Genomic DNA, 20,279 nt, shown 5'->3' with positions numbered 1-20,279 from the left:
GTGGAATTTTCACACGGTGCAGGATAACCCCCTTCGTCATTGGTTCTAAATGCTTGATGCTGGATTCAGCATCGCATCATGGCTGGTTGCCGCCCCCAGCTTCTTCACATGAAGTCGCGCAATCCGGAAATGATCTGTCTCCTCAATGATGAATTCGTACTCAAAGGCGCCTTCCACTCGAGTTCGCAGCCCCACTCTCGGAGGCACCTCCACCATGGCATACATCCAGCCGCCAATTGTATCATAATCCTCGGAAGAAATATTCGTCCCGAAGTACGCATTCACTTCTTCAATCAGCAAACGTCCATCAATCGAATAATTGGTTTCATTTTTCTTCTCAATTTGCGGACGCTCTTCATCAAATTCATCCTGAATCTCGCCAACGATCTCTTCCATAATATCTTCTAATGTGACCAAACCGGCTGTCCCACCGAATTCATCAATAAGCAGCGCGATTTGCACCTTATTTTTCTGCATCAGTTTCAACAAGGCACTAATTGACATCGATTCTGGGACACTTAACATTGGCCGAACAATCGAATGAATGCTCTCCAAATCATCAGGAGCCTTCACAATGTCGCGAATATGGATAAAGCCGATAATATTATCCTTATCGTTATCGCATACCGGATAACGAGTATGCATTTCCGTCAGCACTTTGGTCTTGTTTACTTCAAATGAATCCTCTGCATACAAACAGACCATATCGGTTCTTGGAATCATAATTTCCCGTGCATGCGTTTCCGTAAAGTCGAAAATGTTGTCTACAAGTGCCAATTCAGTATTATCAATGAGACCGCTCTTATGGCTTTCCTTCACTAGGATACGAATCTCTTCTTCCGTATGAGCTGATTCATGCTCAGAAGCCGGCTCGATGCCGAATACCTTCAGCACCATGTTAGCCGTACCATTCAATAGCCAGATGAACGGATACATCACTTTGTAGAATAAGCTTAATGGTCCTGCAGTCCACAATGCTACACGTTCCGATTTGCGTATCGCAAGCGTCTTAGGCGCAAGCTCGCCGAGAACGATATGCAGCACGGTAATGATAATGAAGGCGATAGCAGTAGATATCGATGTAATCACCGCATTACTTGCACCAAGTGCCGTCAACGGTTCATACAGCAGCTGTGCGACAGTCTTCTCCCCGATCCATCCGAGACCAAGAGAAGCAAGCGTAATTCCCAATTGGCAGGCAGACAAGTAAGCATCCAAATGCTCTGTCACATGCCGAGTCAGCTTCGCTTTCGCATTCCCCTCCTGCACGAGTGTATCCAGACGACTTCCGCGCACCTTCACCATCGCGAACTCTGCCGCAACGAAAAAGCCATTCAAAAATACTAATAGCAGTACAAACAACAATCCCCAAAATATCGGTAACGGATCACTACTCACCCGATCTCCTGCCCACTCCCACTTCGAAACGGACAGGAACACCTCCCCATACAATAAAATAAAGACATATATATATATTATATAAGAAAATACATAAGAATCCTACTCCCATACGCCTCATCGTTGAACATATGAGAATTAGCGGGATTTGTTGTCTTTATGTATATTCTTTCTTTATATCGTCCTATCACCATTTTTGTTGAATATGAATCGGAACAATCAGTCTGCGCTTTCGCGAAATTATTGCTCAATCGCGTATCGAACTGCTTCATTTAACAGCTCAAGTATATAAGCATCATCGCAAATATATAAAATATTTTGACCTTCTCTGCGATATCTGACGAAGCGATATGCACGAAGTGTTTTCAACTGATGAGATACTGCCGATTGTGACAATTGCAGAGCGTCAGCGACTTGATTTACGGCGCATTCCTCACGCGCAAGAAGTGACAAAATTCGAATACGTGTCGGATCACCCAACGCTTTGAACGTTTGCGATACCCGCTCCAGTACATCTGCATCCAAATCTTTTCCCAGGAAATAATTCATCTTCTTCTTCTCCTTTGTGTTGTTCATCTATATCTGGCTGCTTATGCGTGGGAACGAGATGAACATACCTACATATGTATGGCCCTGTTGCCTGTAGGTTATGACAAAGCGAAGAAAAATAAACATGGATTCCGAAGGAATCCATGCCAATTGATTCAGAGCATGCATGAAGCCTGCTCCTACACAGCAGGAAGTGGTGTAGGAGTAGGTTCTGCATATCCCTCTTTGTATTTGGTATCAATAGCTTGGCGGATGTCTTTGACCGACTTCCCGTCCCTCAGCATGAGGGACGCCTCTACGGCAATATCAAGGCACACACCACAGCGAGTGCCGTGATCATCCCATTCGATCTTCGCCTCTTCCTTCGAGGCGACGAAGCAATTTAAATTGCTCTGGTGGCCAGCTACTTCTCCGCATCCGCAATAACAAGGAATATATTGAAGTAATTCACTGTTCGCAGCAGCCAGTTGATAAATTTGTCGCATTTCCTTCTGTTTGTCATTCAAAAAAGGCGGAAGTTCGGCAACCGATGCCGTCGTTTGACGCAGATCGCCATTCTTCATCAGACGTTCATGATCTCCTGATGCTTGTCCGGCATGTTCTGCGCCTTCTTTGCCCGCAGGAGAACTGCCACAGCCTGCGACAATTGTTAATGCGATAAGACCAATAACCAATGAAAATGGTGCGAGTCGATTCAGACGATGTCCTTTGTTTCTGTTAGCTCTGTGCCTACGAATGAACATGAAAATACCTCCATCAAAGTATTCATTTCAAATTCAGTACAGGTCTGTCTACATTAAACGTACTAAACGTCGCCTCGCCCATGCGAGCCTCTTCTCCGCTCTTGGTTGATGCGCATCTTCGCTTCTGTCCCCTGCTCGTTCGCCATAAAGAATACCCGCTTCTTGATTAGGTCAGGCAGGTATTGCTGCTCTACATAGTGTCCTGGGTAGTCGTGTGGATACTGATAGCCCTTGTGTCCGAGCTTGTCCGCGCCTTTATAATGGGTATCTCGCAAATGCAATGGCACTTCAGCAGTCTTAATATCTTCAAACGCCTGCATGACGCGAGCAATGGCAAGCGGTATTGAGTTGGACTTCGGACTTTCTACCGCGAATAAGATAGCTTGTGCCACGATGTACTTCGACTCCGGCCAGCCAATTCGATGATAGGCCTCCAATGCGCTCACAGCCTGCACCATTGCTTGCGGGTTCGCCAATCCGATATCCTCGCTGCATGCAACGGTTAATCTGCGAATGAACGTCATTGGATCCATGCCCAGCTTCTCTACCGCATACAGGAACCAGTACAATGCCGCATCACTGGAGCCGCGAATACTCTTGTGGAAGGCGGACAAGACGTCATACTGTACAGATTCATCTGCCTGCACAGTCGGCCGCCGAACGGATTCTTCCGCCACTTCCAGCGTAATGTGGACTGTCCCGTCTTCCTCCGGTGTCGTCGTCATTGCCGCCATCTCCAGCGCGTTCAATGCCCGGCGTATGTCACCATTCGCCATGGAAGCGATATGTTCAAGCGCATCCGGGTCTGCCTGAATCGGCATGAAGCCAAGCCCACGCTCCTTATCCACCAAAGCACGCTTCATCGCCATCAGCGAGTGCTCCTTCGTGAGCGGCTTTAATTGGAACAAGGTCGAACGACTGATCAACGCTCCATTTACATGATGGAATGGATTTTCCGTTGTTGCGCCGATGAATATAATCGTCCCCTTCTCAACGGCAGGCAGCAAGGCATCCTGCTGCGATCGATTGAAGCGATGAACCTCATCCAAGAACAGAATGGTCTTGGTGTTGTACATCTTCTTGTTCGTATCCGCCTGTTCAATTACAGCTCGAACATCCTTAACTGATGCATCGACAGCATTTAAACGAACGAATTCACCCTTTGTCTGCTCCGAGATGATATTCGCGAGCGTTGTCTTGCCGCAGCCTGGGGGGCCATACAGTAATATCGAGGAGACCCGATCCGCTTCAATCGCTCTCCGCAGCAGTCTCCCCGGCCCTACAATATGTTCTTGGCCAATATATTCTTCCAATGTTCTTGGCCGTATTCGATCAGCCAGCAATCGCATCGTCGGATGCTGCTGTTCTTCCCCATAAGAGAATAGATCCATATCTGTCACCACGAATTACAAGTCTGCCAGCATATCGCGAATCACGACACTGACCATAATAAGCCCGGCTACCGGCGGTACGAATGCGTTACTGGATGGCGGCTGCTTCGCCTTGCGAATATCAGGGGCAGTATCCGGTACGATGCGCTCCGTAACATCCTCACGCGGCTTGATCGGCTCCTCTGTAGAGAACACAACCTTGACCCCTTTGCGAATGCCATCCTTGCGCAGCTTTTGCCGAATGACGCGGGCAATCGGGTCGTAAGATGTCTGTGAAATATCAGCCACTTGGAAGCGCGAGGGATCCATCTTGTTCGCCGCACCCATGCTAGAAATGATAGGTATTTTACGTTTCAAACATTCTTTGATCAAGTGAATTTTATATACAATCGTATCTGATGCATCGACAACATAATCTAGCTCATACTTGAACAGTTCCTCATAGGTTTCTTCCGTATAGAACATGTTAAGCGCGATCGCGTCGCAATCTGGATTAATTAGCTTAATCCGCTCACGCATCAACTCCGCCTTCTTCTGACCTACTGTTGTCGTCAAGGCGTGAATTTGCCGGTTAATGTTCGTAATATCGACTGTATCTTTATCAATGAGAATAATTCGCCCTACACCGGTGCGTGCCAATGCCTCTGCAGCCATTGAGCCGACACCGCCGATTCCTAGAACTGCAACTGTGCTGTTTTTCAGCTTCTCTAATCCTTCAGGTCCAATTGCGAGTTCCGTACGTGAAAATTGATGCAGCATAACGTCCTTTTCCTCCTGCGTCTCATTATCCATGCATGGTTTATGCATCGTGTGATGTGCAATATTGCCCGTCAATTGGCACACTTCTGCACAAATGGCAACACTTCTGCACAAAAAGCCATCATGCATCAAGTTCGCATCTTAGATGCTTAATCTACTACCGTCTATCGTACCATAGACGGGCTCAAGAACATAGCGGAACGCCCCTTGCCCAAGCATCCGCTAGATAGGAATTTCGGGCGAGGGGCGTTATATGCTAACAGCTTCTTTTCAGCCGTCCGGCTTATTGCTCTTCGTTATTCTCTTGAGTCTTCTCTTCTTTTTCTTTCTTCTTGTACGTCGACTTAATATGCAAAACATCCAACTGAGACTTATCAACTACGTTAGGCGCATCTGTCATCAAGTCTGTTGCGCTTGCCGTTTTCGGGAATGCGATCGTCTCGCGCAAGTTCGTACGTCCTGCAAGCAGCATTACGAGGCGATCCAAGCCGAATGCAATACCGCCGTGTGGAGGCGTACCATATTCGAAGGCATTCATCAAGAAGCCGAATTTTTGTTGTGCTTCTTCTGGTGTGAAGCCAAGCGCCGCGAACATCTTCTCTTGTACATCGCGGTTGTAAATACGCATCGAACCGCCGCCGATTTCATAACCATTCAAGACAAGGTCATAAGCTTGAGCGCGGATTTGACCTGGATCAGTATCGAACAATGCCAAGTCTTCGTCCTTCGGACGTGTGAACGGATGGTGTTCCGCTACATAACGCTTCGCTTCTTCGTCGTAGCCAAGCAATGGGAAGTCAACAACCCATGCGAACTTGAACGCATTGTCATCGATCAGGTTCAAGCGGCGGCCGATCAAGAGACGAAGGTTGCCGAGCACATCGTATACCACTTTACGCTTGTCCGCAGAGAAGAGCAGCAAGTCTCCCTCTTCTGCGCCTGTGCGCTCACGAAGGGATGCGATTTCTTCCTCGCTCATGAACTTCACGATCGGACCGCGGAATTCGCCGTCCTTCACTTGAATCCAAGCCAAGCCTTTCGCACCATAGCGTGCTGCATACGGTGCCAAGTCGTCGATGTCCTTACGGCTCCATGTTCCGCAGCCTTTTGCATTCAATACTTTTACAACGCCGCCTTTTTCAATAACAGACCCGAATACTTTAACGCCGCTGTTCTGTACGATATCACACACATCCACAAGCTCAAGGCCAAAGCGAAGATCCGGCTTATCGGAGCCGTATTTCTCCATTGCGTCTTGATACGTAATGCGTTGGAATGGCGTAGGAATATCTACTCCTAATGTTGTCTTGAACAAACGAACCATCAATTGCTCCATCATTTCATGCAATTGCTCTGTAGACATGAAGGACGTTTCGATGTCCACCTGAGTGAATTCTGGTTGACGGTCTGCACGCAAGTCTTCATCGCGGAAGCAGCGCGCAATCTGATAGTAACGCTCAACGCCGGATACCATAAGCAGCTGCTTGAAAATTTGTGGCGATTGCGGAAGTGCATAGAATTCGCCTGGATGCACACGGCTTGGTACTAGGTAGTCACGTGCGCCTTCTGGCGTAATCATCGTCAAGATTGGTGTTTCTACATCGATGAACTCGTTCTCTTCCAGGAAATCACGGAATACTTTTGTTGCTTTGGAACGAAGCATCAGTGTCTTTTGCATTTCCGGACGACGAAGATCGAGGTAACGATATTTCAAACGAAGGGACTCATCAATTTCAATGCCGTCTTCGATGAAGAATGGCGGGTTCTTCGCTGCATTTAAGATTTCAATTTCCGTTACGCGTACTTCTACCTCTCCTGTTGGCAGGTTCGGGTTCACCGTTTCTGCATCGCGTTCAACGACTGTACCGCGAACAGCAAGCACATACTCGTTACGCGCACGATCTGCAATGTCGTGAGCCTCTTGAGAGAAATCAGGGTTGAATACGACCTGTACAAGACCACTTCTGTCGCGCAAATCGATAAATAATACCCCGCCCAAGTCACGACGACGTTGTACCCATCCATTCAGGGTAACCGTTTCGCCAATTCGTTCTTTTGTAATTTTTCCGCACTGATGCGTTTTGTACATCATAGGATGCACGCTCCTCACATTAATATAGTTCATCCATTTACGAATGGAATTGAGCCTAGTTAAGCTCTTTCGATTGCTTCAGCCAATTGCTCCAGCTTCACGAACTGCTGCTCTCCTGTTTCCAGATGCTTCAACGCGATCTCTCCACGTGCCAATTCGTCATCGCCGAGAATTCCTGCATACCGAGCCTTCATGCGATCGGCTGATTTCATTTGCGCCTTCATCTTGCGTCCTTGGTAGTCCTTCTCGGCAGCGATGCCAGCTGTACGCAATGCGTACAACAGCTTCGTCACCTCATCCTCTGCTTGTTCACCAAGTCCTACGAGATAAATATCAAGCGGCGGCTGCTCATTGCAGGCAATGCCTTGCTTATCAAGCAGAAGCACAATTCGCTCCATCCCTATACCGAAGCCAATACCTGTCTGCTCAGGACCGCCGATATCAGCGACTAGACCATTGTAGCGGCCTCCGCCCCCCACGGTATCAATGGCTCCAATCCCTTGGGCCTTATATTCGAATGCCGTATGCGTATAGTAATCCAAGCCGCGCACAAGACGGTGGTTCACTTCATACTCGACGCCCATCGCCGTTAAGTGCTGCTTCACCTTCTCGAAGTGTGTTGCACATTCTTCATCCAAGCTGTCCAGAATCGATGGTGCATTCGTGAACTTGTCCTGATCGACCTTACAGTCGAGCACACGCAGCGGATTACGCTCCATCCGGGATTGACAATCCTTGCACAGTGTCTCCTTCATCGGCATCAGGAAGCCAAGCAAAGTCTCGCGGTAAGCTGCACGGCTCGGTGCGTTGCCGACAGAGTTAATCTCGACGCGAACACCGCTCAAGCCAATATCCTTCATGAACTGATAGCCAAGAGCAACAATTTCAGCGTCTAAGCTCGGATCAACAGACCCGAAGGCTTCCACGCCGAATTGGTGGAACTGGCGATAGCGACCCGCCTGCGGGCGTTCATACCGGAACATCGGCCCCATGTAATACAGCTTCGTCAAGTCCGGTTCACCATACAGCTTGTTCTCTACATACGAGCGAACTACGCCTGCAGTATTCTCTGGACGCAGTGTCATGCTGCGGTCGCCCTTATCCTGGAACGTATACATTTCCTTCTCAACGATATCCGTTGTTTCACCAACACCACGCTCGAACAGCTCAGTCTGTTCGAAGATTGGAGTCCGGATTTCCTTAAAGTTGAAACGACGGCAGATATCCCGAGCTTTTTGCTCAACCGTTTGCCAAATTTCAACCGTGCCAGGCAGCAAATCCTGCGTACCCGTAGGTTTTTGATATGCCATGAGCGCTAACCTCCTAATCGTTTTGTCTATAAAATAAAAAATCTCCCGCCCCGCAAATGATTCATTTGCAAAGGGACGAGAGATGGTATGTTCCATTCACCCGTGGTGCCACCCACATTCCGCAATCGCAAGCATTGTGCCCTATATCGGCTGCACATTGAAATCTCCGATTACGCTTCATTCACGTGTAACGTACGTCATACGCCATACGGCTACTTGGACATTAGGTGTCCTACCTTGAGAGCTCAATGCTTTATCCAAGATCGATGCTTCTCGCTTCGCCGCAGGTTCTCGAGGATGTCATTCATCCGTCCATCATCAAGGTTCTTCCAGCCGTGGAACCTCTCTCTGCATATGTGGGTACGAATTACTTGTTCCTGTCATCAAATCATCATTTTCATTTACTGTAAAGTCGGAATATAAAGAACATTGTAAGGATGTAGCACGCTAAAGTCAAGAAAAAAACCTACATCACTGTAGGTTTATCAATAAGATATATTATTAAAAGGGGGTCATGTCTGTTATTATAGGTATCCAATGTTAAGGAAACATGAAACAAAGATTACAATAAGATTACAAAAAATAAAGCGCTTTATTTCTGGCTCTTCCTCTCCAACATCAAAGCAAAAAAATACGCCCCAAAAGGGCGCATCCACTGGTGTGATGCAGACTTCGATTAGTTTACCGCTTCATGCCTTCGCCATTTCGGCGTGTCGCTTGCCTGTGCTCTTCCTCTTGCTGCAATGCCGCAGCGGATTCACGCAGCGACTGCATTCCTGACAAGCAGCTGTACTGGATTGCTAACTGATGCAGGGACTGGCGCATCGAATCGCTCCTTTGCCTTGTGCGTCACAGAAGTGCCAGTTCTAGTATAGCCAGCCAGGTAGCTGTTATTCGGTACGGCTATCGACGACTAGCGTAACCGGTCCATCATTAATAAGATGCACATCCATCATGGCTCCGAACTTCCCAGTCGCAACTTCCAACCCTAGTGTACGGAGACGTTCATTGAATAAATCATATAGTGGTTCAGCCTGCTCAGGACGAGCCGCTGCCATGAAGTTCGGGCGTCTTCCCTTCCGACAATCCCCGTATAGGGTAAACTGAGACACCGATAAAATGCTGCCGCCTACATCCTGCACTGAGCTGTTCATTTTTCCAGATTCATCTTCAAAAATACGAAGACCTGCAAGTTTATCCGCCATCCATTCGATATCTCGATCTGTATCTTCGTGTGTAATGCCCACAAGAAGCATTAAACCCTGTCCTATGCTGCCAACCGTTGCTCCATCAACATCCACATGCGCCTCCTTGCAGCGCTGTACAACTACCTTCATGTCGTCATCCTCCTTGCAGTCCCATATTGCAGTCACAACACACAGGGGGCGGCGCTAGTTAAGCGTTCCTGTCATACGCCATTTTATCCTTCTATTACCAACACACCTGCATGTAAAAAGGCAGCGAATTATTGCATAATTCGCTGCACTGTATATACGTCTTTTACTCGTTTGATCTTCTCTACTACAGACTGAAGATGATCCGTATTTCGAATGAGAATCGTCATATGAATCATCGCCAGCTTATTACGGTCAGAACGGCCTGATACTGCTGCAATATTGGTCTTGCTCTCGGATACAGCCTGCAGCACTTCGTTCAAGAAACCACGTCGATCCATCCCGGTAATCTCGATATCGACACTATAATTCGCCTCAGCAGACTCTCCCCATTCCACATCAATCATCCGTGCAGCGTCTTCGCCATCCGTTGTCGATACGACATTCACGCAATCTGCCCGATGGACAGATACACCTCTGCCGCGGGTTACATAGCCGACAATATCGTCCCCCGGCACTGGATTGCAGCACCGTGCAAAGCGAACGAGGAGATTGTCAATTCCCTTAACGGTAATGCCGTGAGTCGGACGATGCTTGCGAACAGGCTCCTTCTTGACTTCCTTCACTTCATGCGTTAATTCAATCTGACTTGCTTCCTCGGCTTCCTTGCGCATCTTCTCCGTCATGCGGGTGCATACCTGCGCTGCAGTAATCCCGCTGAAGCCTACGGCAGACATCATATCTTCAATATCGTTGAAATTGAATTTCTTGGCTGCTTCCATCAGCTTCTCATCGGCCATCCATACGGATGTCTCGAGCCCAAGACGCTTCAGTTCACGTTCAATGGATTCCCGGCCCTTCTGCACATTCTCTTCTCGCTTCTCCTTCTTGAACCATTGCTTAATCTTGGAGCGCGCATGCGAAGATTGTGCGATCTTAATCCAGTCCGGGCTAGGACCATAGGAATGCTTTGAAGTTAAGATCTCAACGATATCCCCAGTCTTCAGCTGATGATCAAGCGGTACGATCCGTCCATTCACCTTCGCACCTATCGTCCGATTTCCAACTTCCGTATGGATGCGGAAGGCGAAGTCGAGCGGTACTGAACCGGATGGAAGCTCAATAACTTCTCCCTTCGGCGTAAATACAAATACGAGATCAGAGAAGAAGTCCATTTTGAGCGACTCTACAAACTCCTGGGCATCCTTGGTTTCCTGTTGCAAATCCAAGATTTCACGCAAGAAGTGCATCTTCTCTTCGAAGCTGCCGCCAATCGTGCCATTCCCCTCTTTGTAGGCCCAATGAGCTGCGATACCGTACTCGGCCGTACGGTGCATGTCCCAAGTGCGAATCTGAACTTCCGTAGGCTCGCCCGTAGGTCCGATGACCGTTGTATGCAAGGACTGATACATGTTCGTCTTCGGCATCGCAATATAGTCTTTGAATCTACCTGGCATCGGCTTCCACAGTGTGTGGATAATCCCTAAGGTCGCATAACAGTCTTTAATATTGTCGACAATAATTCGAATGGCAAGCAAATCATAGATCTCGTTGAACTGCTTGCTCTTCGCCGTCATTTTTTTGTACACACTATAAATATGTTTTGGGCGTCCTGACAGATCAGCTGTAATTCCCATCTCATCGAGTTTTTCTTTGATCCGGGAAATGACATCCGAAATGTACTGCTCACGTTCTGCCCGCTTCTTATGCATCAAATTCGCAATGCGATAATACTGCTGCGGATTCAAATACCGAAGCGCAATGTCCTCCATCTCCCATTTGATCGCGGAAATACCCAGACGATGCGCAATCGGACAGAAGATTTCCAACGTTTCATACGCGATACGGCGCTGGCTTTCCTCCGACTGATATTTGAGCGTTCTCATATTATGCAGTCTGTCCGCCAGCTTAATGACGATGACTCGGATATCATTTGCCATAGCTACGAACATTTTGCGATAGTTTTCATTTTGCTGCTCTTCTTTAGAGCGGAATTGGATGCGTTCCAGCTTCGTCAGTCCGTCAACGAGCATCGCGCATGTCTCCCCGAACTTAGCTCGCACTTCCTCCAGGGATACAGATGTATCTTCTACGACGTCGTGCAGCAAGGCCGCAACGACAGAGGTAGGATCCATCTGCATGCCAACAACGATGTCTGCAACGGCCAACGGATGCAATATATAAGGTTCACCGGATTTCCGGACTTGTCCGGTATGCGCTTTGTCCGCAAATTCGTATGCATCGCGGATGCGATCGAGATCCGGTTCTTTCATATAGGTCGCAGCTTTCTCAATTAAATGCTCGATACCCATTGGAGTCGACTCGGTTCCTTTCTTCATCCGGGGGCACCTCCCCTAGATTACAGAGTATCCTATAATTATGCCTTTATTCGGTGTCACTCGTCAATGGTTTCCGATCCTTATCATCCGTGAGTGGTGTTTATATATGTCGAAATTTGCAGAATAATCTCGATTCTTATGGGCATTTGACGTTTTTTTATGCAAATCGAGTAAAATGTTGTTGAAATGAAGGGGGCTTAACCTGTAAATTATATAGTTGGGTCTGAAAGCGGTAATTCAAGAAGCTCGAACTTTTTGAACACTGATTGTTTACACGCCCGAATACAACTACATATTTGAAAAAGGAGTGCATTCGCTTGCAACGCGAAATTCAAGTGCATGAAAAACCTGGCTTCGCTCCAGGACTGCTGCTCAGCATTCAACATTTGTTCGCCATGTTCGGTTCAACCGTGCTTGTACCTAACCTATTTGGGGTCGATCCAGGGATTGTACTGCTGATGAACGGACTAGGTACACTATTCTATCTCATTCTGTGCCGCGGTATGATTCCTGCTTATTTGGGATCGAGCTTCGCCTTCATTTCTCCGGTTATGGTCGTTCTCTCTGGTCATGCGGAGAATTATGCACAAGCACTTGGCGGTTTTATCGTATCAGGTATTATATTTATCGTAGTGGCTCTCATTGTCCAAATGGCAGGCACTCGCTGGCTTGACGTATTGTTCCCTCCTGCAGCAATGGGCGCCATTGTTGCGGTTATCGGTTTGGAGCTTGTACCGGTTGCTGCCAACATGTCTGGCTTCATTCCTGCTGGCCCAGATGCCCCATTGGATGGGAAAGCAGTAACGCTCGCATTGATCACATTGGGTGTGACCGTAATCGGTAATGTTATGTTCCGAGGATTCTTTAAGATTATCCCGATATTGATCGGTATTATTACTGGTTATGTGTCGGCTTACCTTATGGGCTATGTGAATATGGATAAGGTCGTTGAGGCATCGTTCATCTCACTGCCTACGGTTACAACTCCAGAATGGAATATGACTGCCATACTTACCATCATTCCCGCGGCGCTCGTCGTTGTCGTGGAGCATATCGGTCACTTGATGGTAACGAGCAACATTGTAGGAAAAGACTTATCCAAAGAACCTGGCTTGCATCGTTCCTTGCTTGGTAATGGTATTTCTACTGTCATTTCTGGCTTCATGGGTTCCACACCGAATACAACATATGGTGAAAATATCGGCGTTATGGCGCTGACACGCGTATACTCCGTATGGGTTGTCGGCGGCGCTGCTGTATTCGCAGTTATCCTGTCGTTCTTCGGCAACGTGTCCGCATTGATTGCGAACATTCCTGTTCCCGTTATGGGCGGCGTATCCCTGCTCTTGTTCGGGGTCATTGCTGCATCTGGTCTCCGCGTTCTTGTGGACTCCAAGGTTGACTTCAGCAAGCCGAAGAATCTGCTGTTGACAACACTCGTCATCGTCATCGGGATCAGCGGTGCCAAACTCCAGTTCGGTGCTGTTGAATTGAAAGGGATGGCGCTCGCAACTGTGCTTGCGATTGTACTGAACCTGTTCTTCATTATTTTGGACAAGCTTCATTTGTCTAACGAATAATATTGAATCATACAAAAAAATCCCTTGCACGCATCTTCATCTATCACGGAAGAAGAGGCGGCAGGGGATTTTTATTATCGTTGCTTCACAAGAGAACGAATTAATATTGAACGAGCGAAATAACGTCGATGCCTTCGCCCAATTTGTCACGGCCGTTCAATTCACTAAGCTCAATCAGGAATACCGCACCAACGACTTCGCCGCCCAACTGACGAACGAGATCAATCGTAGACTTGATTGTACCGCCCGTAGCGAGCAGGTCATCTGCGATAAGCACTTTTTGGCCAGGCTGAATGGCATCCTTGTGCATAGCAAGCTTATCCTTGCCATACTCCAAGTCATAACCGACCTCAATCGTCTCTCCTGGAAGTTTACCACTCTTGCGGACAGGAATGAAGCCAGCTCCGATAGACAATGCCAATGGAGCACCTACTACGAATCCGCGCGCTTCTGGTCCTGCTACGAGATCAATCTGCTTATCCTTTACGAGTTCATGCATCGCTTCAATGGTCGCCTTGTAGGCTTGGCCATCCTTCAACAATGTTGTTATGTCCTTGAAGCTGATGCCTGGTTGTGGGAAATCAGGAATCACCCGAATATGCTGTTTTAAATCCATCAAAAATCCTCCCTTGGAATTATCCAAATATAATATAGCTTACTTGCAACGCGCTTCATCCCAATATGACCATATCCATGCCGCTAATTCCTCAGTCACTGGTTCGTACCAGCGAGATTCCCAGGCTGCTGCGGTCATCCAATCCTGATAGCGCTGTGATTGTTCAAGTGATGTTTTGTTCGGTTGCTGTACAATGCTGTATACGCTGTTGTTCGAAGAAGATGTACAAGTAATAAAGTCCAATTCCTTAAATACTTCCATCAGCATCAGCAGTTCTCGTTCATTCATACGCAATCTCTTCGCAAGCGAAGACATCGTTGACACTTCCATATCCCAAGTGCCGACTCGCTTCAGTTCGCTATATGCATGGGCCATTCGATCACGACTAGGAGTAAACAGCCGCCCGCCTTCCGGCTGGCGCGGGAGTATGGCATGTATTCTTCCTACATTCGGAAGCTGATCTGCCAACCGCTTCAGCTCCCATTCCGATGGAGGGATACTGCACAGCACGAGCTCATGGATATGCTTCGACACGTTCCCAAGCATGGATTCATCCGCTGCCCATGCCCAGGAACTCGGTATGACGGTAGGCCCTTCAAGCTCATCGCTATACAACCAGACGAACGGTTCAGCGGCGTACACTCCTGCTTGCTCTCGTGTCATAAGTAGAGCGCTCGTCTGCGGTTCATCCTGCTCGAGTGTTCTTGCCAACTCAATCGCTGATTCGAGTGGACGAGCAGTTGCGCGACGATCGAATAGCTGTCGTTCTGTAATCTGGATATCCTGCATCATCAACTGCGGCTTGCGCTGTCCATTCCATTCATTGATCGACAGCTCTCCAAGCACATCAACCTGCACATCATTGGCAATTCGGAAGGACAATGCCCCTTTATGAAATGCCACCGCATCCAATGTAGCACGCTCTTTGCCTAACATCAACTTTAAATGTTGTCCTTCTTTCCCCATCGTGCGCTTATCGCGTACTACCGCGTTGCGAATAACCACACGCGGACTAGGATTGCCCATTCCGAACGGCGCTAGACGCCCTAATTGCTCAATTACTTCCAGCGGAACATCATCAAGCTCACATTCCGCATCGACTTCCGTGCATGGAATGTAATCATCCTCGGTCAATCTCTCCGCAGCCGTCTTATTCAAGCGTTCCTCCAGCTCGGATAATCGATCGCGATGAATCGTCATCCCGGCGGCAGCCTGGTGACCGCCATAGTGTTCGAACACCTCTGCGCATTCCGTCATCGATTCATATAAATCAAACCCTGCAATCGAACGAGCCGAGCCCTTGCAAAGTCCTGATTCTTCATCAATCCCAAGCACGAAGGTAGGCCGATAATAGCGTTCTACAATCTTCGAAGCAACAATGCCGATAACGCCGACATTCCAGCCCTCTGCTGCGAGAACGATGACATTCGGAACCTCGCCTGTATCAGTCATCTTCTCCGTCAACTGCGCCTCTGCTTCCTTCACGATTCCTTCTACGATCTTCTGCCGCTCCTTATTCAATCGATCCAGTTCAGATGCATAAGCGATAGCTGTCTCATCCTCATCAGCCGTTAACAATTGAACCGCGATATCGGCATGATCGAGCCGACCGCTTGCATTTATGCGCGGGGCCATTGAGAAGGCAATACTTGTCGATGTTACTTCTGCTGGATCTATCGCGCCAATGGTCATCAAAGCGCGAATGCCCGCATATTGGGAACGAGCCATGCGTTTCAATGCTTCCTGAACAATGACTCGATTCTCTCCAAGCAGCGGCATCAAGTCAGCCACTGTTCCAATCGCAGCAAGCTCCAGATAATGTTCCGGCACATTGCCGAGTAATGCATGAGCCAGCTTAAAAGCTACGCCCACCCCAGCCAATCCCTTGAATGGGTAGGGGCAATAAGGAAGCTTCGGATTGACGAGGGCATATGCTTCTGGAAGCTGCTCAGGCGGCTCATGGTGATCCGTAACAACGATATCAATGCCAAGCTCCTTCGCATAGGCAACCTGCTCTACGGCACTAATGCCAGTATCGACGGTTACGATAAGCGTACAGCCTTGTGCCTTCGCATCATCAATCGCGCCATTGTTGAGTCCATATCCTTCATTCGCACGATGCGGGATATAGTAATCGAAGTTCGCCTCTAACTCTCTCATCAGGTAAATCATAAGCGAAGTACTCGATACGCCATCCGCATCATAGTCACCATAAATCCGAATTTTCTCTCCGCTATTTAACGCCCGTCTTATCCGTTCCACCGCTTCTTCCATCCCTGCCATGAGGAACGGGTCATGCAGCTGGTTGACATCAGCATGTAAAAACTGCTGGATCTGCTCCGCAGTGTCAATCCCACGTACGACCATCATACGAGCCAACAATGGCGATAATTTGGCTTCTTGTGCCAATTGACTCACTTGCTCGTCTGACGTTGCCGCGCAGATCCACCGTGAACGTGGATGAAGCATTCTTTATCTCCTTTATTATCCTTATTGCAGCAATGTGGAGGCATCGTCACCACGTGCTTCCTGAGATCGATAAGGGAATCCCGGATCGAATGGATTCACATGCACGAATACATCCGCTACATGGATAAACCGCTGCAATAAATGTTTTTTGACTCGCTTGGCAACCGCATGCCCTTCCGCTACCGTCAAGCGAGGATTGACGCTAATTTTGACATCTACAATCACATAATGTCCATGCTCGCGCGCTCGCAGCTCATCAACAGTAATCACACCGTCAACGGATTGCACTGCTCGAATCAGTGGATTCGCATCCTCATCATGCAGGACGTGATCCATGGTGGAGTGGATGGAGTCCAGTACGAGCCGATACCCCATTCGTAGGACGAGCAGAGCTACAACAGCACCCGCGATCGGATCTAAATAGAGAAGCCAGCTAATGCCTAGTCTGCCGCCAATCATTGCTCCCCCAACACCTACTAGTGCCGCAATAGACGAGTATACATCAGATCGATGCTCCCACGCATTCGCAATTAATGCCTGGGACGATAAGCGTTTGCCCAATCGGAACTTGTACTGGAACATACTCTCCTTCGCTACGATGGACAAAATAATAGCTGCCAGCGCATACCACTCTGGCACGACGACTTTTCCATTCCATATTGACTTAGCCGCAGAGATTGCCAGTTCTATTCCCACGACCAGCAGCAGTACAGATACGACAATTGCAGCAATCGATTCTGCCTTGCCGTGACCATATGGATGATCTTTGTCTGGAGGACGCTTAGCCGCCTTCAAACCGACTAGAACAGCGAATGAACCCGCTACATCCGAAGCAGAATGAAAGGCATCTGCGATAAGCGCCTGGCTCCCGGACAAAAATCCGGCTATTCCCTTGACTCCAGCTAATAAGATATTCCCAATAATTCCTACCCAGGCTCCCGTCTCCGCCTTGGCAAATCGGTCAGTAGACATGCAGCATCCCTCGTTTAATCATCATTGTGATCATGGCGGCTTACATAACGCCAAAACCGCGTCACAAACGGACGCGGCTTTATCGTATGTTTCTTAACTCCAGATTATGAGAGAAAAGAAAAACAAATGGTTTCTTTACAAAATAAATTACTTCGCTTCCTGCGGTTTAGCAGAAGCTTTTGGTTTCTTGCTCTCTTTGTTCTTCAATACGACCCACAGCGGGCTTGCAATGAAGATGGACGAGTAAGCACCGAAGCCGAGACCGAATAGAATCGCAAGTGAGAACATCCGGATTGACTCACTACCGAAGATGAACAGGCAGAGCGCCGTTACCAATACAGTCAATACTGTATTGATGGAGCGAGTGAGCGTTTGGTAGATACTGTCGTTAACCAAATGAGCCAAGTCATCCATACTCTTGATCTTCGAAAAACGTAAATTCTCACGAATCCGGTCAAAAATAACGATCGTATCGTTAATGGAATAACCGATGATCGTCAGCACCGCAATAATAAACGGCAGCGTGACCTCCAACCGGAAGATGGAGAACAAGCTGATAACCATAAATGCATCGTGCAGCAGGGCGACAACCGCTGATACGGCAAAGCGCCACTCAAAGCGGATGCTGACATAGATAATAATCCCGATACTCGCGATCAATACAGCGAGCAGTGCATTACGCTGCAATTCGCGGGCAATCTCTACATCAACCGTATTGATTTCCATGGAAGAGCCTTCATCAATCTTCTTCATGTCCGCCTTGAACTGCTTTTCGTGCTGCTCATCAAGAACTTCAGTGAAGCGTACGGTAATACGTTCCGCCCCCATCGTAATCGTAGGTTCTTTTTTGAAATTATATGTTTTCAGCAGTTCTTCCACTTGTGATTTCTCAATTTTCTTAGTTAGGTTGATATCCACATTCGTACCAGAGCTGAAATCAACTCCATAGTTCAATCCGAATATCGATAGAGACAACGCACCGAGAATGGTAATCACGATCGAGAAGATAAAGAAATATTTACTCTGATGAACAAAGTTGAATGTTCCCTTAAAGCGCACGGATTTCACTCTCCTTTACGCCAAAATATCCTGGCTTGCTCAATAACTTCGATTTCGCAAGCAGATGTAGGAACACACGAGACAAGAATACGTTTGTGAAAATACTGCAAATGACTGTCATCATCAAGATGAGTGCGAAACCTTTAACGGAGCTTTCACCCATGATGTACATAACAACACCCGCAATAATCGTCGTTACGTTTGCATCCATAATGGTTCTGAACGAGTTCTTTGAACCGGCCTTGAGTGCGGAGTTAATCGATTTACCGCTGCGCAGCTCTTCCTTAATCCGTTCATAAGTAATGATGTTCGCATCGACTGCCATACCGAGACCGAGAATGAATGCTGCAATACCCGGCAATGTCAGTGTAATATCAGCCAACCAGAACAACACCAGCAGAAGCCATGTGAACAAGACGAGCGAGAAGCTCGCAATTACCCCTGGCAAACGGTAAACAAGCAGCATGAACACGAGAATCAGTGCCGATCCGATCAAGCCGGCTTTCACCGTTTGTTCCAACGACAACTTACCTAGTGTTGCAGCAACACTTTGGGAGTATTTTTCTGTCAGTTTCAGCGGCAATGCGCCAAGGTTGATTTTGTCGCGAAGGTCATTCGCTTCCTCAACCGTGCGCTGACCAGTAATCGTCGCCTCTCCACCCGGAATCTCGTAGTTAACAGCCGGATCAGAGATCATATTCTCATCCATGAAGATTGCCAAATGATTGCGCTGCTCACCGGCAAGTGAAGCAAGACGTTTCGTCAATTCAGAGAATTTGCCTGCATCCTTCATCTTGATAGCTACAATTGGTTGGTGCAACTCGTTAAATACGACGCTCGCGCCACCCTCCTTGAAGTCTGTTCCCTGCAATTCCACCTTACAGTAGTCCGTGGCTTCCTTGCAGCCGTCAGAACTACGGAAGGTCAGCACAGAAGGCTCCTTCAATTTCTTGCGAACTTCTTCCTCATTCTTCACATCGGCAAGCTTGACACGAATCCGATCCGAACCTTCAATGATGATCTCCGGTTCGCTCGTGCCGTTAGCATCAATACGCTTAGCCAAGCTCTTCGCCGTTTGTTTCAACGCCTCATTTGTAATTTTGCCACCCGATTCAAGCGGCGATGCTTGATACAATATTTCAAAGCCGCCCTTCAAATCGAGCCCAAGACGTATGCTGTTGACGATCGAAGGGCTTGTCCAAAAAATGACGCCTAGCGAAACGACAACGATGAGCAGGAATGCGGTCACCCTTTTCATATCGTCCCTAGTCCCCTTTCATATTCAATATTCCTATTATATCGGCGCTCATTTTTCGCGTCAATTTTAAGAATCATGGCAAACAAACAAAAAAAGGCCTCGCCTTATTAAAAGGGAGCGCCCCGATATGCGGCAACTGTCATATAATTCATAAATTGCGTTGCTTTAAGCGATAAAATATCATTTACAACCTTATGCAGCGCAGGTTCGATTCCATTTTTTACATACTTCGAACTTACACATTCCCATACATCCTTACCGGTAACGTGCTCATACCCAATCAAGCGCAATTCTTCTGCTTTGCTCTCACAGCACAGTTCAATTGCCTCGATACGTTCCGCATCACTAATCAGTTCTGTCATGCCGCATAACTCCCTTCTCCACGTTAGTCATAATTCGACCCTCTCCTC

General features: G+C 47.8%; 17 protein-coding genes. 1 reads left to right on the top strand and 16 read right to left on the bottom strand.

Annotated elements, in window-relative coordinates:
• Positions 1-45 precede the first annotated feature (45 nt).
• The 10 genes from PBN151_RS19720 to PBN151_RS19680 form a co-directional block, all read right to left on the bottom strand.
• A complete protein-coding gene (locus PBN151_RS19720) occupies positions 46-1,398 on the bottom strand; it encodes a hemolysin family protein (protein ID WP_021257012.1) in 1,353 nt (450 codons plus the stop codon).
• Between the two features lie 240 nt (positions 1,399-1,638).
• Positions 1,639-1,947 carry an ArsR/SmtB family transcription factor gene (locus PBN151_RS19715; protein WP_021257013.1) on the bottom strand — a complete coding sequence of 103 codons (309 nt, stop codon included), beginning with the start codon at positions 1,945-1,947 and terminating at the stop codon, positions 1,639-1,641.
• A gap of 179 nt (positions 1,948-2,126) precedes the next feature.
• Positions 2,127-2,690: a PCYCGC motif-containing (lipo)protein gene (locus tag PBN151_RS19710; RefSeq protein ID WP_083545230.1), complete on the bottom strand. Its 564-nt coding sequence runs from the start codon at positions 2,688-2,690 to the stop codon at positions 2,127-2,129.
• Positions 2,691-2,752: 62 nt separating this feature from the next.
• The gene (locus PBN151_RS19705) at positions 2,753-4,081 is read right to left on the bottom strand and encodes a replication-associated recombination protein A (RefSeq protein WP_072730362.1); all 1,329 of its coding nucleotides are present in this window, start codon (positions 4,079-4,081) and stop codon (positions 2,753-2,755) included.
• Between the two features lie 15 nt (positions 4,082-4,096).
• Positions 4,097-4,840 (bottom strand): tRNA threonylcarbamoyladenosine dehydratase, encoded by a 744-nt coding sequence (locus tag PBN151_RS19700; RefSeq protein ID WP_021257016.1) that lies wholly within the window; start codon positions 4,838-4,840, stop codon positions 4,097-4,099.
• Positions 4,841-5,123: 283 nt separating this feature from the next.
• The gene (gene aspS / locus PBN151_RS19695; protein WP_021257017.1) at positions 5,124-6,932 is read right to left on the bottom strand and encodes an aspartate--tRNA ligase; all 1,809 of its coding nucleotides are present in this window, start codon (positions 6,930-6,932) and stop codon (positions 5,124-5,126) included.
• A gap of 59 nt (positions 6,933-6,991) precedes the next feature.
• Positions 6,992-8,242, bottom strand: coding sequence for a histidine--tRNA ligase (hisS, locus tag PBN151_RS19690; RefSeq protein ID WP_072730361.1), 1,251 nt, complete (start codon positions 8,240-8,242; stop codon positions 6,992-6,994).
• A 681-nt stretch (positions 8,243-8,923) separates the two neighbouring features.
• Positions 8,924-9,067, bottom strand: coding sequence for a hypothetical protein (locus PBN151_RS31410; RefSeq protein ID WP_162833953.1), 144 nt, complete (start codon positions 9,065-9,067; stop codon positions 8,924-8,926).
• Positions 9,068-9,132: 65 nt separating this feature from the next.
• Positions 9,133-9,579 (bottom strand): D-aminoacyl-tRNA deacylase, encoded by a 447-nt coding sequence (dtd, locus tag PBN151_RS19685; protein ID WP_072730360.1) that lies wholly within the window; start codon positions 9,577-9,579, stop codon positions 9,133-9,135.
• 128 nt (positions 9,580-9,707) lie between these two features.
• Positions 9,708-11,888, bottom strand: coding sequence for a RelA/SpoT family protein (locus PBN151_RS19680; RefSeq protein ID WP_072730470.1), 2,181 nt, complete (start codon positions 11,886-11,888; stop codon positions 9,708-9,710).
• Between the two features lie 344 nt (positions 11,889-12,232).
• Between PBN151_RS19680 and uraA the strand changes: the two genes are divergently transcribed.
• Entirely contained in the window at positions 12,233-13,495 is a 1,263-nt protein-coding gene (gene uraA, locus PBN151_RS19675; protein WP_072730359.1) for a uracil permease, read from the top strand.
• Between the two features lie 100 nt (positions 13,496-13,595).
• Here uraA and PBN151_RS19670 read toward each other — a convergent pair whose 3' ends face one another.
• The 6 genes from PBN151_RS19670 to PBN151_RS19645 form a co-directional block, all read right to left on the bottom strand.
• Positions 13,596-14,111, bottom strand: coding sequence for an adenine phosphoribosyltransferase (locus PBN151_RS19670; protein WP_021257022.1), 516 nt, complete (start codon positions 14,109-14,111; stop codon positions 13,596-13,598).
• Between the two features lie 39 nt (positions 14,112-14,150).
• Positions 14,151-16,580 carry a single-stranded-DNA-specific exonuclease RecJ gene (gene recJ / locus PBN151_RS19665; protein WP_072730358.1) on the bottom strand — a complete coding sequence of 810 codons (2,430 nt, stop codon included), beginning with the start codon at positions 16,578-16,580 and terminating at the stop codon, positions 14,151-14,153.
• A gap of 21 nt (positions 16,581-16,601) precedes the next feature.
• Entirely contained in the window at positions 16,602-17,552 is a 951-nt protein-coding gene (locus PBN151_RS19660; protein WP_072730357.1) for a cation diffusion facilitator family transporter, read from the bottom strand.
• A gap of 147 nt (positions 17,553-17,699) precedes the next feature.
• On the bottom strand, positions 17,700-18,611 hold the full coding sequence (gene secF, locus PBN151_RS19655) for a protein translocase subunit SecF (RefSeq protein ID WP_021257025.1): 912 nt from the start codon (positions 18,609-18,611) through the stop codon (positions 17,700-17,702).
• Positions 18,601-19,869 carry a protein translocase subunit SecD gene (gene secD, locus PBN151_RS19650; protein WP_072730356.1) on the bottom strand — a complete coding sequence of 423 codons (1,269 nt, stop codon included), beginning with the start codon at positions 19,867-19,869 and terminating at the stop codon, positions 18,601-18,603. Before secD ends, secF begins: the two co-directional genes overlap by 11 nt.
• 107 nt (positions 19,870-19,976) lie before the next feature.
• Positions 19,977-20,231: a post-transcriptional regulator gene (locus PBN151_RS19645; protein WP_072730355.1), complete on the bottom strand. Its 255-nt coding sequence runs from the start codon at positions 20,229-20,231 to the stop codon at positions 19,977-19,979.
• Between the last annotated feature and the right edge of the window lie 48 nt (positions 20,232-20,279).

This window comes from Paenibacillus sp. NAIST15-1 (assembly GCF_001894745.1).
GTDB lineage: Bacteria > Bacillota > Bacilli > Paenibacillales > Paenibacillaceae > Paenibacillus_B > Paenibacillus_B suaedae.
This window is presented reverse-complemented; position numbering and strand designations above follow the sequence as displayed.

Excerpts from the sequence above, each read along its gene's own strand:
- PBN151_RS19715 (WP_021257013.1), bottom strand. The coding sequence starts at position 1,947 with ATGAATTATTTCCTGGGAAAAGATTTGGATGCAGATGTACTGGAGCGG.
- PBN151_RS19710 (WP_083545230.1), bottom strand. The coding sequence starts at position 2,690 with ATGTTCATTCGTAGGCACAGAGCTAACAGAAACAAAGGACATCGTCTG.
- PBN151_RS19705 (WP_072730362.1), bottom strand. The coding sequence starts at position 4,081 with ATGGATCTATTCTCTTATGGGGAAGAACAGCAGCATCCGACGATGCGA.
- PBN151_RS19700 (WP_021257016.1), bottom strand. The coding sequence starts at position 4,840 with ATGCTGCATCAATTTTCACGTACGGAACTCGCAATTGGACCTGAAGGA.
- aspS (WP_021257017.1), bottom strand. The coding sequence starts at position 6,932 with ATGATGTACAAAACGCATCAGTGCGGAAAAATTACAAAAGAACGAATT.
- hisS (WP_072730361.1), bottom strand. The coding sequence starts at position 8,242 with ATGGCATATCAAAAACCTACGGGTACGCAGGATTTGCTGCCTGGCACG.
- PBN151_RS31410 (WP_162833953.1), bottom strand. The coding sequence starts at position 9,067 with ATGCGCCAGTCCCTGCATCAGTTAGCAATCCAGTACAGCTGCTTGTCA.
- dtd (WP_072730360.1), bottom strand. The coding sequence starts at position 9,579 with ATGAAGGTAGTTGTACAGCGCTGCAAGGAGGCGCATGTGGATGTTGAT.
- PBN151_RS19680 (WP_072730470.1), bottom strand. The coding sequence starts at position 11,888 with ATGGGTATCGAGCATTTAATTGAGAAAGCTGCGACCTATATGAAAGAA.
- PBN151_RS19670 (WP_021257022.1), bottom strand. The coding sequence starts at position 14,111 with ATGGATTTAAAACAGCATATTCGGGTGATTCCTGATTTCCCACAACCA.
- recJ (WP_072730358.1), bottom strand. The coding sequence starts at position 16,580 with ATGCTTCATCCACGTTCACGGTGGATCTGCGCGGCAACGTCAGACGAG.
- PBN151_RS19660 (WP_072730357.1), bottom strand. The coding sequence starts at position 17,552 with ATGTCTACTGACCGATTTGCCAAGGCGGAGACGGGAGCCTGGGTAGGA.
- secD (WP_072730356.1), bottom strand. The coding sequence starts at position 19,869 with ATGAAAAGGGTGACCGCATTCCTGCTCATCGTTGTCGTTTCGCTAGGC.
- PBN151_RS19645 (WP_072730355.1), bottom strand. The coding sequence starts at position 20,231 with ATGACAGAACTGATTAGTGATGCGGAACGTATCGAGGCAATTGAACTG.